A 16862-nucleotide genomic window follows, 5' to 3' on the forward strand; every position below is an offset into this window, starting at 1 on the left:
AGCACATTGCCATCGGCATCCACCGGCACGAAGCCGTGTTGCTGGCCGGACACCGCCAGCGCGGCGATGCGCGCGCGCACGGCCGGATCGATGCGATCGAAGCAGCTCTGCATCGCCGCGACCCAGTCGGCCGCGTGCTGCTCGCGGCTGCCGTCCTCGCCACTCATCAGGCCCAGCGGTGCGCTGGCCGTGGCCACGAGCGTGCGCGTGGCCGGGTCGTAGACCACCACCTTCAGGCTCTGCGTGCCTGCGTCGATGCCGGCGAACAGACTCATCGGATTGCCTTCTTCATGCTTTCACCAGCGCGCCATTGCGCAGTCGCACCGTGGCCGATGCCCCGGCGGCGAGTTCGAGATCGAGCGTGTGGCCCGCGTGGACCAGCTGATAGCGGCCACCCTTGTCCGAGTGCAGCGTCGCGTGCGCCAGCCGTCCTGCTTTCCAGTTGAGGTCCAGTCGTGCGGCATTGCGCACGCGCACGCCTTCGAGTTCGCCGTCGCGCCATGACGACGGCAGCGCAGGCAGCAGGAAGATCGATCCGCCCCAGCTCTGTACCAGCATCTCGACGATGCCGGCGGCGCCACCGAAGTTGCCGTCGATCTGGAACGGCGGATGCGCGTCGAACAGGTTCGGGTAACTGCGCTGCGGCGACAGCAGCATGCGCAGGATCTTCAAGCTGTGCTCGCCGTCCCACAGGCGCGCCCAGAAGTTCAGCCGCCATGCGATGCCCCAGCCGGTGGCCTCGTCGCCGCGGATCTCCAGCGTGCGTTGCGCGGCGCGGGCGAGCTCGGGCGTGTCGCGCAGGTTGATCTGCGCGCTGGGATGCAGGCCGTACAGGTGCGAAATGTGGCGGTGGTGGATCTCGGGCGCCTGCATGTCCCAGTCCTGCTGCCATTCCTGCAACTGGCCGGCCTTGCCGATCCGGTTGGGCGGAAGCTGCTCCCGCAGCGCGGCGAGCCGCGTGGCGAAGTCCGCGTCCATGCCGAGCACGCGCGCCGCTTCGATGCACTGGCCGAACAGGTCGCGCAGGATCTGCGCATCCATCGTCGGGCCGGCGCAGATCGCCGCACCGAAGGGATGTTCGTTCTCCGGCGACAGCGACGGTACGGTGACCTTGTGCCCGGTCTGCGGATCGTCCTGCAGCGTGTCGACGAAGAACTGCGCCGCGCCCTTGAACAGCGGCCAGACCTGCTTCAGGTAATCCGGATCGCGCCCGTAGTCCCAGCGGTCCCACAGCGCCTGCAGCAGCCACGCGCCTCCGGTCGGCCACAACGCCCAGCGCGCGCCGTCCGGCGGTGTGGCCGCGCGCCACAGGTCGGTGTTGTTGTGGAGCATCCAGCCGCCGGCGCCGTACATGTCGCGGGCGACGTCTGCACCGGTCTTCGCCAGTTCCTCCAGCATGCGCTGCAGCGGTTCGACGCACTCGCCCAGGCCGTTCGCCTCGGCGGGCCAGTAGTTCATCTCGGTGTTGATGTTGACCGTGTACTTGCTCTCCCACGGCGGATCCATCAGGTCGTTCCAGATCCCCTGCAGGTTGGCCGGCTGGCTGCCCGGCCGCGAGCTGCACACCAGCAGATAGCGGCCATAAGCGTGGTACAGCGACACCAACGCGGGATCGTCGCCCTGCGCGAAGGCGGCGATACGCTCGTCGGTAGGCAGATCGGCGGCGACGGTGCGGCCCAGATCCAGCCGCACGCGATGGAAGAGCCGGTGGTGCTCGGCCAGATGGTCGGCCTGCACGGCGTCGAAGGCCTTGTCCTTCACTCGCGCCCACTGGGCGGCCGTGATCGCGTCGGGATCGCCGCTGACGTCGTCACAGGCCACATGGCTGGTCGCCGCGACGATGCGCAGTTCCAGTTCGCGCACGCCGTCGAAGGCGATCTGATCCTGCTCCACCCGCAGCTGGCCGTCCCGATGTGCGACATGCACGCGGAAGGCGAAGCGCAGGCGTCCCTCGATCCCGTGCTTGCCGACGTTGCGGCCGCTGACGTGCCAGCCGCCGTCGACGACGCGCGTGCTCGTCGCATGTTCGTTGCCGGTGCGGATCCGGCCGATCATCGCGTCGCCGCCTTCGACGGTGTAGCGCACGACGATGCACTGGTCGACCGGCGAGACGAAGACCTCGCGCCGGTGTACGCCGTTGCCGACGCGGAACGTCGTGCGCGCGGTGGCCGCGTCGAGGTCGAGTTCGCGCCGGTAGTCCGCGACGCCGTCCAGGCGGTCGAACTGCAGCCACAGGTTGCCCAGCGGCTGGTAGGCCATCTGTTTCACCGGCCGCGAGATCAGGGTCTCGTCGGCCAGGGCGGCGGCCTCCGCGTAGCGGCCGGCGAAGATCAGCTCGCGTACCCGCGGCAAGCCGTCGCGCGCGTCCGGATTCACTGCCGAGTACGGACCGCCCGAATACAGCGTGTCCTCGTTGAGCTGCAGGCGCTCGTGCGCCACGCCGCCGAACACCATCGCGCCCAACCGGCCGTTGCCCACCGGCAAGGCCTCCACCCAGACCCGCGCCGGTTGGCGATACCACAGGCGCAGGTCCTGCGCCGTCGTCGTGCGCGACGCCGCGCCAGCCTGCCACGGCAATCCCGCCACCAGCGCGCCGCCCGCCACACCCTTGAACAGGGTGCGGCGGCCCGGATCGCGCGGCCCGGCGTCGACGGCGACCGGCGACGTGTCCGGGCGCGGGGACTGCATCATCCGGCCCTCCCGGACAGGTTTTGTCTACCGGTTACCATGGTGCCGCCCGACCGCCCGCCTGTCATCTTGCACTGCGGGGAAACCGCACGACCTGCGCCTTGCCGTCGTAGCGCACGGTGACATCGCCCTCCGGCTCCAGCGTGCCGGCATCGGCGCGCGGTCCGTCGATGAAGCGCACGCGCACCTCGCGCGACGCGACCATGCCGGGATAGCGGCCTTCGCGCGCACCGATCCGCAGTTCGCCGGCCTTCTCGTTCCACGCCAGCGGAATGCGGCTGGATTCGCCGCGCTCGTAGCCGTAGCTGCGGCCGTTATCCTCGTACAACGAGAACGCGCCGTCGGCACCGGTGTAGACCTCGATCGTCAGCGGCGCATCGGGCTTCTCGTCCACGTACTGCTGTACCACCGTGCGCGGCACGATGGCACCGGCGCGGACGAACAGCGGCATGCGCTGCAGCGGCGCGGCGGCCTGGACGGTCTGGCCGCCGTCGTAGCGCTTGCCGGTCTCGAAGTCGATCCAGCTGGTGCCCGCCGGCAGGTAGACCGGGCGCGTGGACGCCTTGAACGTGGTGACCGGTGCGACCAGGAACGCCGGGCCGAACAGGTACTGGTCGGCGATGTCGCGCACCTTCGGATCGGACGGGAAGTCCATCGCCAGGGTGCGCAGCAAGGTGCCGTCCTGATGGTAGGTGTCACCGGCCAGCGTGTAGATGTAGGGCAGCAACGTGTAGCGCAGCTTCAGGTAGTGGACGAAGCTGTCGTAGTGCGGCGTGCCTTCCGGCGCGATCTCCCAGATCTCGCGGTACGGGAACTGCCCGTGCAGGCGGAAGATCGGCACGAACGCGCCGTGCTGGAACCAGCGCAGGCTCAGCTCGCGCCATTCGGCCAGGTGCGCCGGGTCCTTCGTCTCGTAGCGACGCTCCGGCGAGAAGCCGCCAATGTCGAAGCTGACGTTCGGCGCGCCCGCCATCGACGCGTTCACCAGACCGGAGATCTGCTCGCGCAGGTCGTCCCAGCGCGGCACGATGTCGCCGCTCCAGAACGCCGCGCCGGCGCGCTGCTGCCCCGCGAAGAACGCGCGCGACAGGATGAAGACGCGCTTGTCCGGATCCTGCTCGCGCGAGCCGCGGTAGACGCCCTCGGAGTGCACCAGCGGATAGGAATTGAAGAATTCCACCGACGGCCCCAGCGCGGTCGGCGTGGTGCGCGCCTTGCGTTCGCCGATGTCGATGTTGCTGTGCAGGTCGGGCTCGCTGGCGTCCAGCCACCAGGCGTCGAAGCCCTTGGTGTTGAGCTTGCCGTTGACCTGACGCCAGAAGATGTCCTGCGCTTCCTTCGAGTATGGATCGTAGAAGGAGTTCAGGTAGCCCTTGCCGATCCAGTCCAGCTCGCCCACCTCGACATTGCGGTGGTACATGTGGCCGGCGGCGTCGAGTTCCTTGTAGTTCGCCGTGGTCGGATAGAACTTCGGCCACACCGAAATCATGATCTGCGCGTGCTGGTCGTGGACGTGCTCGACCATGCCGTCCGGATCGGGGAAGTTCTTCGTGTCGAAGTCGTGCGACCCCCAGGCGTCCTCCGGCCAGTACGACCAGTCGAGCACGATGGCGTCGATCGGCAGCTTGCGCTTGCGGTACTCGTCCAGCGCGCCGGTCAGCTCGGCCTGGGTCTTGTAGCGCTCGCGGCTCTGCCAGAACCCGTACGACCACTTCGGCAGCAGCACGGCCTTGCCGGTCAGCGTACGGTAACCGGCCAGCACCTGGTCGGCGTCGTCGCCGGCGACCACGTAGTAGTCGATGGCCTGCGCGGCTTCGGACCAGATCGACAGGTCCTTCGCCTCATCGGCCGGCAGCGGATCGCGATGCAGCAACGCGATGTAGGCCGGCTCGATGCGGTCCCACACCAGCTTGACCTTGTGGCGCTGGCCGGCCTTCATGTCCAGGGCGAACTCGTGGTGCCACGGGTTCCAGTTCTGGCGCCAGCGGTCGAGCACGAGCTTCCCGTCGACGTAGAGCTTGGCGTATTCGCTGTTGTACAGCGAGAACGTATGCCGGCCGTCGCTGCGCGCGGCGATCTCGCCTTCCCACACCACGTCGCTGCGGCCACCCTGCGCCAGGTTCTTGCCGGCGGCGGGGAAGTTGGCGAGATCCTTGATGTACTGGTAGTTCACTTCGCTTTCGCGACGCTCGACCACCTGCTTGCCGTTGACGGTATAGCGCGCCGTCAGCGCGCCCGGCTTGCCCTGCGCGTCGAACAGGTCCAGCGATGCGCCCAACGGCTGCAGGCCGCGCGGATCGCCGTAGCGGGTGATGGCGTTGCTGTCCCACAGGATGCCGTAGTGGCGGGTGGAGACCAGGTAGGGAATGGCCTTGTCGATGTTGTGCTGGAGCAGCTCGACATCGCGACCCTTGAGGTTCATCCAGCCCTGCTGGTGCAGGCCGGTGCCGTAGAAGGCCTCGTCGTCCGTCGATTCGAAACGCTGGCGGATGCTGTAGTAGTCCTTGCCTTCGACCTTCGTCGGCGCGAACGTGCGTGCGCGCTCAGCGAGCAGCGGCTTGCCGGCCGCATCGAAGAAGCTGACGCGGCCGGTGCGCGCATCGACCTTCGCCGAGATGCCCGACGTGCTCACCGTGACCTCGCCGCCGGCCTCGCCCACCTTGACGGCGGGCGGTGCCCCGGTCTTCGCGCGCATCAGGCTGGGCGTGCGGGCGAAGTCGCCATCGGGATCGGCCATCACCCGCAGGATCCCCGGTGCGACCGCTTCGATCTTCACGTCGGCAGCCGCCGTATCCGCCGGCCGCACGATCACGCCGTGATCGATCTTCTCGACGGCCTCCTGGCCTGCGGCGTTGGCGCCCGCTGCGGCCAGGGCCAGCAGCGGCACCGTCAACGTCTTCAAGTAACCCATCGCTTGCTCCTCGTTCGGGCGCGTGGGCACCCGGGTTCTGGGACCGGTACGACCGGTCCGCGGATCGATCAGTAGGTCGCCAGCTTCACCCGCAGCAATTGCGGGACGCTGGAGAAATTGAGCCCGTAGTCCGTTTGGTCGCCGTTCCAGCGGCGACGGAAGACCCACTTGCCGTCGACGTACGTGCCCTCGTCGACGACGTCATAGATCTGCCGCGCGGCCACTGCCGGATCGGCGGCGTTGATGTTGATGCGCGCGTGCGCGCCGGCGACCAGGAACTCGTCCGGCCCCAGCTGCACGACCAGCGCGCGGCCGATCGGCTCCGGATTGCCGGGCGGTTCGCCCTGGAACCAGAACTGCGGCACGCCGTAGGTGACCACCATGTTCCAGCGGTCGTCGATCTTCACCGTCTGCACCGCCTGCCCCGGTTGCTCGGCGGTGCCGCGCACCTTGCCTTCGAAGCTGGCCTGGGCGATGACGCGCGCGGCCGGCCGCACGATGGCGTAGTTCAGCGCGAACGATTCCAGCGCCTTCTCGTCCAGGTGCTTGGCGCCGAGCGGCCAGTTGGAGTAGCGCGAGTAGTCGATGCCGAACGGCGACCAACCGATGGCCTGCTCGCCCAGCGCGGAGAAGAAGTAGCGCGGGTACTCCTCGCGGTTGCCGGTCTCGGCGACGAACAGCGGATTGTCCGGACGCGAGTAGCGGTCCAGCACCGTGGTGTAGTGGGTGTACTCCGGCATGTAGATGTCCGGCGCCAGCAGGTCGATGTGCGGCGCGGCGGCCTTGTACACGTCCAGCACGTTGTCGGTCGGGCCGCCGCTGGCGTACTGCCCGGGCTGGCCGGGATTGAACGGTCCGCGCAGCGCCGCGTTGACCAGCATCGGCAGCGGATAGACCGCCTTGCCCGCCTCGGCCACCTGGTCGATGTAGTGCGCGATGTGCCAGGCGTGGAAGTACTCGTCCGCGTCCGCACCGAACACCGTGCGCCATGTGCCCGGCGACTTGCCCAGTTTCTTCACCAGCGCGTCGGGCACCGGGCCTTCGAACACCTTCTGCGCCAGCGGCGAGAAGTCGCGCACGCTGCCATAGGTACCCGGCTCGTTCTGCGGCTGCACCATGATCACGGTGCGCTGCGGATCCGCGGCCTTCAGGTGGGTCATCAGAGCGACGAAGGCCTTGCGGTCGGCGTCCAGCGTGGCCTGCGCGTGCGGCGACAGCGAGTTCAACGTGCGACCGTCTGCGGTGATCACGCGCGGGAAGCGGACATTGTCCAGCTTCACCCACGCCGGCGCGTAGTTCGGCCCGTTGTTCTTCCAGGTGGCGAACCACAGCAGGATCAGCCGCACGTCCTTCTCGCGCGCCTGCTTGAGCAGCACGTCGACGAAGGAGAAGTCGAACGTCCCCTCCTTCGCTTCGATCTGCTCCCAGGCGACCGGCACCATCACCGTGTTCGGCTTGACCACGTCGATCGCCGGCCACACGTCGTCCAGCGCCTGCGGCCAGTTGCTGGAGTTGTTGACCTGCGCGCCGAGGATGAGGAACGGTGCGCCGTCGACCATCAGCGCATGGCGGCCCTCCTTGCTGACGATCTGCGGGATCGGCTTCGCACCGGCCGCCTCCGTCGCGGCGCCGTCCTGCGCGGTGGCGGGTGCGCCTTCCTTTCCGGCAGGCTGGCACGCGACCAGCGCGCACAGCGCGGCGAGCGAGAAGATCAGGGAACGCAGGGGCATCATCGAAGGCATCCGGGGTTCACCACGCATCGGTGCGGAAGGGCGAGGCCGGCAGGCCCGCGGCGTTGATCAGGTTGGCATCGACCGGGTTGTCGGACCAGCCGTAGCGCACGGCGACCGGGATTGGCACTGACTTGCCGTGAACCACGACCTTGTCGCCGCTGATCGTCGCGTCAGCAGGATGGAATACACCGTCTGAGCCAGCGAGCTCGAAACCGCGTAGTTCCTCTCCCCCGCCACGCGCGGCCAGTGCTCCATCGCCGACATTGAAGCTGAGCAACGCCAGACCATGCTCTGAATGCATGCCCGAGAACACCGGGCCTTGGTGGATGACCGCTTCGCCGTACGCGACATGCCGCGCCGCCAGCGCGAGTCGCTTGCCGACGTCCTGCTTGTTGAGCGGATGGATGTCGGCCGGATTGCCGATGTCGATGGTCACCACCTGCGCGGTGGCCGGCAGCGACAGCGTCGCCGATTGCGATTCGCGCAGCACCGCCCACGGGCTCTGGTCGCCCTGGTCGACGCCGGACGAGAAATTGGCCAGCTGCACCCACAGGAACGGCAACGCGGGCGCCTGCCACTGGCGGCGCCATTGTTCGATCATCGCCGGGAACTGGGTGCGGTACTTCAGCGCGTCGGCGACGGTGTTCGCGTTCGATTCGCCCTGATACCAGATCACGCCACGCACGGCGTAGGGCTGCAGCGGATGGATCATCCGGTTGTACAGCAGCGCGGGATGCTGGTTCTTGTCGTCGATCAGCGCCACGGTCACGTTCGCCGGCCGGAAGGTCCAGCCTGTCAGCGCGCGCGCGGCCGCGCCCGCCGGCTGCACGAACACTTCCTCGTCCTGCCCATGGATACCGCCACCGCCACCGGTATCGGACACGCGCACGGCGACCTGGTTGACGCCCGCGCGCAACGCCGACGCCGGCACGGTGTAGCGGCGCGGCAGGTTGTACTGCATGCGCGTCTGCCCGACCTGGGTGCCATTGACCCAGGTGGTGTCGGAGTCGTCGATGCGGCCCACGCCGAGGGTGATGCCCGCTTTCGCTTCCGCGGCGGTCAGGGTGAACGTGGCGCGGTACCACGCCACGCCGTCCATGCCCGTCCAGCCCGCCTTCTCCCACAACGACGGCACCGTGATCGGCAGCCAGTCGCCGGCATCGAGATCGGCGGCCTGCCAGCCCGCGTCGTCTGCTGGCCCGGGGTTCCAATGCGCCAGGTTCGCGCGCGTCTGCACCAGGGCGCGCTCATCGCTGTCGCGCAAACGCTCGGCCTGGGCCTTCAGCGCGGCGGCATCCAGGCCCTGGGTAGCGGCATCGGTCCAGGCCTCGATCCGGCTGCCGCCCCAGGTGCTGTCGATGATGCCGATCGGCACCCCGGTGACCTTGCGCAGTTCGCGCGCGAAGAAGTGCGCGGCGGCGGAGAACTTGGGCGCCGCTTTCGGCGACGACGCGACCCACTCGCCGCCTTCCAGCTGCGCCTGCGGTGCGCCGGCCCAGGACTTCGGAATCTTGAAATGGCGGATCTGCGGATCGGTCGCGCGCGCGGCTTCGACCTCCGGATCGGCCGACTGCGCGATGGGCCACTCCATGTTCGACTGGCCGCTGGCCAGCCACACGTCGCCGACCAGCACGTCGCGCAGCACGCGTGGCTGGGTGCCGTCGTCGATGCGCATCACGTGCGGGCCACCGGCAGTCTGCGCGGGCAGCGCCAGCGACCAGCGTCCGTCCGCCCCGGCCTGCGCGGTGGCATCGCGCCCGGCGAAGCTCACGTGCACGCGCGCGCCCGGCGCGGCGTCGCCCCACACGCGCACCGGCTGGTCGCGCTGCACGACCATGCCGTCGGCGAAGATGCGTGGCATCTCGACCGCCTGCGCGGCAGGGACGGCCAACAGGCCCAACAACAGCGGGACAGCTCGAATCATTGCGGATCTCCATACCAGATGCCGCGCCCTTCGGTGCCGAAGTAGACGCGGCCATGCAGGCGGGGATCGCCTGTCACATGGCGGATGATGCCGCCGAATCGCAGTGCGTCATCGTCGATACGGCGCCACTGCCGTCCGCCATCGTCGGAACGGAACAGGCCACGCAGTCCGCGCACCTCGCCGAACACGAACAGCACCGGCGGGTCGCCCGCCTTCGCCGCCTTGCCCAACCCCACCGACATGACGTTGTCCACGCCGGGCACGCGCTGCAGCTTGCCTGGCGAAAGATGCAGCAGGCCGCGCCACGAGGCCGCGATCCACGCTTCGCCGACCTTGTCCGGATGCGGCTTGATCTCGGCGCGATACCAGGTGCCGATCTCGCCGACCGGCGCGCGTACTTCCTCGAAGGCGACGCCGCCGTTGCCGCTGACATAGAGCTTCCCGCTGATCGCATCGAAGGCGTAGTAGACGCCTTCGTCGACCCGGTCGGCCTCCACCACGGCCGTCTTCGGCAGCCCCTTCACCTGCTGCCAGCGCCCGCCCATATCGGCCGTGATCCAGTGGTGTTCGCCGTTGCGCGGATGCCAGATCGCGCGCTTGCCGTCGGCCGCGAGGGTGATCTGTCCCGCGCCCTCGCCGTCCGGCGGCTCGCTGGCGAACGCCGTCCAGGTCCGCCCACCATCGTTCGACCAGGCCCCGCGCACGGCGCCTTCGGGCCGGTTGTGGAAGTAGCCCGTGCGCACCGTCACCTGCGGCGCGCGGCCAGCGAAGGCCAGGCTTTCGGTGTTGGAGAAACGCACGCCTGCGAAGCGCTGCTGCGAAACATCGAGATCGTCGTGGACGAAGCCGTCCACATCGCCGAGGCCGCTCACCAGGTGCGCGCCCTGCGGCGGACTGGCGAGCGCGAGCGGCACCGTTTCCTCGAAGCCGGCCTGCTCGAAACGCCACGTCATCCCGGCGCCGGCATCGAACGCTTTCGCATTGGTCGAAGCCCAGACGCCATAGCCGGTGACGAACAGGAGGCGGTTGGGATCGAACGGATCGATCTCGATGTCTGCCATCCAGTGCGGCTTGGCGTCCTGCGTCCAGGGCGCGGAGGCGTGGTCGAACGACGAGCGCGGGAACAGCGCGGTCCAGCTGCGCCCGCCATCGGTGCTGCGGTAGATGTCATCGTGCGGCTGGTAGCGACGGAACGTGCTGGCGATGAGGATGTCGGGGTTCGACGCATCCACGGCCACCGCGCCCCAGCCGAAGCCGGCATCGGCCTTCGAGCGGCGTACCGGGGTGATGTCGTCCCAACGATCGCCGGCGGGGTCGAAGCGCCACACCGCGCCGTCGGCCATGTTGTTGGGCCCGGGCTCGTCGCCGTAGCTCAGCAGCCAGCGGCCGCGCGCGTCGCGCACCATATGACTGGGACGCAGGCCGACCGGCTGCCCGGGTACCGCCTGCCAGCTGGCGCCGCCGTCGCGCGAACGATAGAGGCTGGTCTGGTTCGTCGACACGCCCGCGTAGATCGTCTTCGTCGGCGTGCCCGCCGCGCCGTCGACCGGGTCGAACACCACGAAGGCGATGCCGACCGGCCGCAATTCGCGCCAACCCATCGCCCAGGCCGAACGGTCCTTCGCGATGGCGGGAAAGCCCGCCACTTCACGCCAGCTGGCGCCGGCATCGTCGCTGCGCCACAGGCCATTGGCGCGCGTGCCGAACAGCAGCACGCGGCCGTCGTGGGGATCGACGGCGAGGCGCTCGCCATTGCCGCGCCCCTGTTCGTTGCCGCCCAGTTTGAACGGCAGCGGCGTGCGCTTGAAGGTCGTACCCCGGTCGGTCGACCGCAGGAGGGCGCCGTCCTGCCCGCGCTCATGGAGATAGGTGCCGACGGCCAGGTAGAGGCGGTCGGGATCGGACGGATCCAGGGCGAGGCTTTCGACGCCGAAGCGCCCGCTGTCCTCATGGCCCATCCAGTCCATCAGCGGTTGCCAACGCTGTTCGCGGGGCTGCCAGCGGTAGGCGCCGCCGATGTCGGTACGGGCGTAGAGGAGCCCCTGCTCGTGCGGATGGAAGACCAGGCCGCTGACGAAGCCGCCACCGCCGATGGCGACGTTGCGCCAGCGGTAGCCGGTGACGTCGTCCTTCGCCGCCGCACCGGGCACCAGCAGGAAAGCGAAGAGCGCTAGGGTCAGGCGAAGCATGGACACGGAATCTCCTGTCGGGGAACAACGGTGCGCCGGCAGGAAGCACACCTCGGGCGCCGCACCAGGCGTGCACCGGTCCATCGATGGAACGGCCGGCGCACCGGCCGTTCCATGGGCTGCATCAGAACGTGAAGCGGAGCGTCGCGGCGTAGCGGCGATCGTTGACGTACCAGGAGGTGATGCGCTTCCCGGCACCGTTCTGGTCCATCAGCGTGCGCTGCTCGGCATTGTTGAGGTTGTTCATCTCGAGGCCGAACTGCACGTTGTCGGAGATGCGATAGAAGATCGATCCGTCGAGCTGGCCGAAGCTGTCGCTGTACACCGGCAGTTTCCACGGGATGCCGCCGTCGCCGCCGTTGTAGCCGTTGGGCCCGATCGACAGCAGGTATTCGCTGCGCCAGTTGTAGGCCAAGCGGACCTGCCAGGGACCCTTCTCGTAGAACGCCGCGACGTTGTACGAGTTCTTCGAGAGGCCATCGGCCGGCAGGTCGTCGAACAGCGACCCGTCGGTGTCGACGGGCACCGCGTTGGACGCGGCCGGAATCCTCGTGGAGCTGTCGATGTAGGTGTAGTTGGCGGACATGCCGAGGCCGTCGAACGGCGCGGGCAGGAAATCGAAGAACTGGTTCCAGCCGATTTCCGCGCCCTGGATCTTCGCCTTGCCGACGTTGACCAGGCGTGACACGCGATAGTCGTAGTCGTTGCCGTCGACGCCCGGATAGGCGAGCAGCTCGGTCTGCTGGCGGAAGTAGTCCTTGATGTCCTTGTAGAAGAAGTTCACCCAGGCCATGCCGCCGCTTTCCGGCGCGAAGTACCACTCCAGCGACAGGTCGAACTGGTTGGCCTTCATCGGCGTCAGGTACGGGTTGTCGGTGGAACTGCCGGTGAGCTCCAGATCCTCGGGGCCGAGTTCGTCGCCCGGCTGCGGATTGACGCCGTCGCGTACGGCCACGCTGAGCACCTGATAGGCCTGCATGTCGCTGAAGGCCGGGCGCGCGATGGCCTTGGACGCGGCGAAGCGGACGATCCAGTTATCCGCCGGCTCCCACTTCAGGTTGGCGCTGGGCAGCACGTCGGTGTACGAGTTCTCCGCGGAGATCGGCTCCGACTGGCCCGTGCCCAGATACGGCGCGAAGGCATTGTTCGGATAGACCAGGTAACCGCTGGCGCTGTTCTCGGTGCGCACGACGCGGACGCCGACGTTGCCGTCGATGCGCGCATCGTCCATCGCGAAGTTCAGCATCGCGTAGGCGGCGTAGGTGCGCTCGTTCTGCACGTTGCCCCACTGCGGATCGGCGAGGTTGCGCGGCGTGATCTGCCCGTAGGGCGCGCCCGGCAGATAGTACGGAATGGCCGCGCCGTGGATGTCGAGGTAGCTGTTCGGGAAATTGAGCGCCGTCGCCAGCACGGGCGAGTAGAACGAGCCGGGCGTCGAAGCGCCGCCACGGTAGAAGTTGTCGAAGGTGATCAGGTTGGTCAGGCTGGAATTGACCGTGCCGTTGAGGTCCAGGCCCGGCAGCGGCACGCCGCCCGGCAGCGCCCACCATTGCATCCACGGCTGGAAGACCGGCTGCCAGTCGTAGCCGGTATCGATGCTGTGCGCATCGCGGTCGGTGACGCGCACGCCGAACTTCACCGAATCGAAGAAATTGCTGTCGAAGCTGTGCTTCAGGTCCGCGCGCCAGGCGACTTCATCGGCCGTGTTGTCGTCCTGGTGGTCCATCGTGAACCCCCAATAGTAGTTCGCGGGGTTGGCGGTGAACTGGTTGTCGACGCCGATGCGCGGAACGCCATGGCCCAGGTCGATGTCGATGTAGGGCACGTTGAGGCCCAGCGATACCGTGGAATCCAGCGCTTCGGTATTCGCCTTGATGTACTGCAGGTCGGTCGAGAACTCGGTGCGGTCGCTGAACAGCCATTTCAGGCCGAACGAGTAATCGGTGGTGTCGGACTTGCGGTGCGAGGCGCGGATGTCCGTCCCCATCGGGATGTCGCCGTTCGAGCGCAGGCGGCCCGAGACGAAGACGTTGCCGTCGAGTTCGTAGGGCTGGCTGGCATCGACGCGCACCTGCAGCGGATCATTGGAGACGAAGATCGCGTCTTCGTACCAGAGTTCGTCGTAGCGGCTCTGGAAGGCGGTGGCGAACAGCTCCAGGCGGTCGCTCGGCCGCCATTGCAGGGCGACGTAGGCGCCCTGGCGCTCGCGTTCGTACTCCAGCGTGCGCCAGTCGGCGCCGCGGGGCAGCCACAGGTTCTCGTTGGTGCCGTCGTTGTTGAGGTCGGAGTTGGCGGTATTGAAGAACGGCCGCACGAACATGCCATCGGTGCGGGTGGCCAGTTCGGAGTGGGCGAGGTTGACCAGGATGCCGAACTCCCCTGCTTCGGTGTCCCAGCGGTTGCTGAAGAGCACCGAACCCGAGGGCTTCAGCTGGTCGGCGAAATCGCCCTGGTTGGCGCTGAACGACATGCCGAACCGGCTGCCCTCGATGTCGAACGGCATGAAGGTGCGCAGGTCGACGGTGCCGCCGAGGCCGCCTTCGATCATGTCGGCCTTCTGGTTCTTGTACACGTCCACGCCGGCCATCAGCTCGGCGGGCACGTCCTGGAAGCTGAGGCTGCGGCCACCGGACGCGGAGAAGCTGTCGCGGCCGTTCAATTCGGAGCGCACCTGGGTCAGGCCGCGCACCTGCACGCCACCGCCTTCGGCAGAGAAATGCTCCGGATCGCCGACCGTCAGGAAGCGGTCGATGGTCACGCCGGGAATACGCGACAGCGTTTCCGTGACGCTGCGGTCCGGCAACGCGCCGATGTCGAGCGCGGTGACCGAGTCGACGAACGTGTCGGCGTCGCGCTTGATGTCCTGCGCCCTGTAGACGGAGCCGCGGATACCGGTGACGACGACCGCATCGAGTTCGGTGGTCTTCTCGCCGTCCTTCGCTTCCGGCGCGGCTTCCTGCGCGAACGCGGGCGCGGACAGCAACAGGGCGATGCCGAGGGCGAGGACGGTGGGTTGCAGGGGGCGGCCGGCGGAACGGCCCGCACGGGGCCCAGCCGCGGTGCGGCGCTGACGCGTTGACATGGATGTTCCCTCCCAGGACACATGACAAACGATTGAGTTGTGGTCCCGCCGGGGCGTCTTCGCGCCCTGTGGCCGGATGAAGCGGTGACGCCGGCAGCGCCCGGCTGCGGTGTCGTTACATCGGTCTTTCCCGTGGGACGCCGCGGCATCCGGGGCCTTGCGGCCGGTGCCTGGCGATCACCTGGCGGCCGTGGGACCGCCTTCCTGTGACTGCGGCGGGAGCATAGGCGGCGCTGACATGCCGTACCAATGAAATATTGATCACCAGCTATATCCAACCCGAATAGGTCTTCGGGCTCAGTCGGCCCCGTCGCCGCGACCGGGCGGCACCGTGCCTGTCGGGGAGGGCTCCAGGTCGGCATACAGGCGACGGGCTGTGGCGCGCAATGCGTCCAGCACCCGCTCGGCGCCCGGCGACAGCAACTGGTCGCGGCGACGGACGATGCCGAAGAACTCCATGCGCACGCCCAGTTCGATCGGCAGCACGCACATCTGCCCCGTCTGCAGGTACGGGCCCACCGATTCGGCCGGCAGCGCGGTCAGCAGGTCGCTGTGCCGCAGCAGGTGGATGATCACCGGCAGCGATGCGGTTTCCACGATGTTCTGCGGCGGCGGCTGGCCGTGCTCGAGGAACACCGCGTCCAGGCGCGAACGCAGCACGCTGGCGGCCGGCGGCATGATCCAGCCGTAGTCGGCGAGATCGGCATGGGTGATGCGCGGACGCCGGGTGAGCGGGTGCCCCGCACGCACGATGACCGCGTGCGGTTCGTCGGCCAGCGGCTCGAAATCCAGCTCGCCGGCGCCTTCCGGGCCCATGATGCGGCCGACCACGATATCCAGCTGGCCGTCCAGCAGCTTGGCCACCAGCGGCCGGCTGTAGTCCATCTCGACCTTGATCAGGATGTCGGGGAAATCGCGCTTCACCGCGGCGATCGCCTGCGGCACCAGGGTGGTACCGGGATTGACCACGGTGCCGATCGCCGCCTGGCCCATCCGCCCGCTGCGCAGCGCGGCGATCTCGTCATGGGCGCGGCCGATCTCCGACAGCGCGGAGCGGGCGCGGCGGATCAGCACCTGTCCGTACCAGGTCGGCTCCACGCCGCGCGCGTGGCGCTCGAACAAGGGCACGCCCAACAGGCTTTCCATCTCCGCCAGCAGCTTGGATGCCGCCGGCTGGGTCATGTTGGCGGCCTCGGCCGCGCGCAGGACCGAGCGCTGTTCGTAGAGGTGCAGCAACAGGGACAAATGGCGGGTCTTCAGGCGCGTGGCGCCGAACCAGCCGGTGGTGGGGTGGACCATGGTCGCCTCCGGGAACACGAGCTATTCGTGTGCGGAATAGCCTATGACAAAAATTTCATTTGTCGTACATAGATGCCCACGCGAGGCTATGCCACGCTTCGAACGCGGGTCGGCGGCCATGCCTGACCGTCCGCGAGGGGAGGTCCCGGCGACGGCCGGCACAGGTCCGCCGCGGGGGTTCCCGCATCCGATCACCGCCGGGAGGAGGGCCCCATGGCGACATCGCAGTCCGACGGCACGTCGCGTGCCGCCGCCATCGTCGCGTCCACGCCACGTGGAGCCGTGCGTCCATGAGCGGACGCCTGGCAGGCAAGATCGCACTGGTCACCGGCGCCGCCAGCGGCATCGGTGCGGCCACGGCGCAGCTGTTCGCACGCGAGGGCGCCACGGTCGTGGGCCTGGACAGGCAGACCGCCCCTGCCGCCGATGACGGCGTGCAGCACCACATCGCCGACATCACCGACGCCGCTGCGGTCGATGCCGCCGTGCAGGCGGTGCTCGCCGCGCACGGACGCATCGACGTGCTGGTCAACAACGCCGGCGCGGATGTGTTCTCGGATCCGCTCACGCTGTCCGACGAGGACTGGGAGCGCTGCCTGGCCCTCAACCTCAAGGGCGCATGGCATGTGTGCCGCGCGGTGCTGCCGTCGATGCAGACGCAGGGCGCCGGCAGCATCGTCAACATCGCCTCGGTGCACGGGCACAAGATCATCGCGGGCTGCTTCCCGTATCCGGTCGCCAAGCACGGGCTGGTGGGACTGACGCGCGCGCTCGGCATCGAGTACGCCGCGCGCGGCATCCGGGTGAATTCGATCTCGCCGGGCCTGATCCTGGTGCCGCGCATCGAAGCCTGGTTCGCACGCGAACACGGTGCGCGCGAGCGCCAGGCCGAGCTGTTGCCGCCCAAGCGCATCGGCACGCCGGAGGAAGTCGCCTACACCGCGCTGTTCCTCGCCAGCGACGAAGCGCGCTTCATCAACGCCACCGACATCACCATCGATGGCGGCCGTTCGCAGGTCTACCACGACTGACCCGC

General features: G+C 68.4%; 9 protein-coding genes. 1 reads left to right on the forward strand and 8 read right to left on the reverse strand.

From position 1 onward, the window contains the following. The 8 genes from BLT45_RS16880 to BLT45_RS16915 form a co-directional block, all read right to left on the reverse strand. Window positions 1-275 (reverse strand): FGGY family carbohydrate kinase (locus BLT45_RS16880; protein WP_254771938.1); only part of this gene is annotated, 275 nt, incomplete at its 3' end. A 13-nt stretch (window positions 276-288) separates the two neighbouring features. Then, the gene (locus tag BLT45_RS16885; protein ID WP_093304304.1) at window positions 289-2688 is read right to left on the reverse strand and encodes a glycoside hydrolase family 95 protein; all 2400 of its coding nucleotides are present in this window, start codon (window positions 2686-2688) and stop codon (window positions 289-291) included. 64 nt (window positions 2689-2752) lie between these two features. Then, window positions 2753-5599 (reverse strand): TIM-barrel domain-containing protein, encoded by a 2847-nt coding sequence (locus tag BLT45_RS16890; RefSeq protein ID WP_093303536.1) that lies wholly within the window; start codon window positions 5597-5599, stop codon window positions 2753-2755. 68 nt (window positions 5600-5667) lie between these two features. After that, window positions 5668-7359 carry a GH35 family beta-galactosidase gene (locus BLT45_RS16895; protein ID WP_139188050.1) on the reverse strand — a complete coding sequence of 564 codons (1692 nt, stop codon included), beginning with the start codon at window positions 7357-7359 and terminating at the stop codon, window positions 5668-5670. Next, the gene (locus BLT45_RS16900) at window positions 7349-9256 is read right to left on the reverse strand and encodes a sialate O-acetylesterase (protein WP_093303544.1); all 1908 of its coding nucleotides are present in this window, start codon (window positions 9254-9256) and stop codon (window positions 7349-7351) included. Before BLT45_RS16900 ends, BLT45_RS16895 begins: the two co-directional genes overlap by 11 nt. Then, window positions 9253-11445 (reverse strand): WD40/YVTN/BNR-like repeat-containing protein, encoded by a 2193-nt coding sequence (locus BLT45_RS16905; protein WP_254771950.1) that lies wholly within the window; start codon window positions 11443-11445, stop codon window positions 9253-9255. Before BLT45_RS16905 ends, BLT45_RS16900 begins: the two co-directional genes overlap by 4 nt. Window positions 11446-11569: 124 nt before the next feature. Beyond that, on the reverse strand, window positions 11570-14527 hold the full coding sequence (locus BLT45_RS16910) for a TonB-dependent receptor (protein ID WP_093303554.1): 2958 nt from the start codon (window positions 14525-14527) through the stop codon (window positions 11570-11572). Window positions 14528-14824: 297 nt separating this feature from the next. Beyond that, entirely contained in the window at window positions 14825-15826 is a 1002-nt protein-coding gene (locus tag BLT45_RS16915) for a LysR substrate-binding domain-containing protein (RefSeq protein ID WP_093303559.1), read from the reverse strand. 290 nt (window positions 15827-16116) lie between these two features. On the opposite strand from BLT45_RS16915, the gene BLT45_RS16920 reads away from it, so the two are divergent. Next, complete coding sequence (locus tag BLT45_RS16920) at window positions 16117-16857, forward strand: SDR family oxidoreductase (RefSeq protein ID WP_093303562.1); 741 nt, start codon at window positions 16117-16119, stop codon at window positions 16855-16857. Window positions 16858-16862 lie beyond the last annotated feature (5 nt).

It is taken from the genome of Pseudoxanthomonas sp. CF385 (genome assembly GCF_900104255.1).
In the GTDB taxonomy this organism is placed as follows: domain Bacteria; phylum Pseudomonadota; class Gammaproteobacteria; order Xanthomonadales; family Xanthomonadaceae; genus Pseudoxanthomonas_A.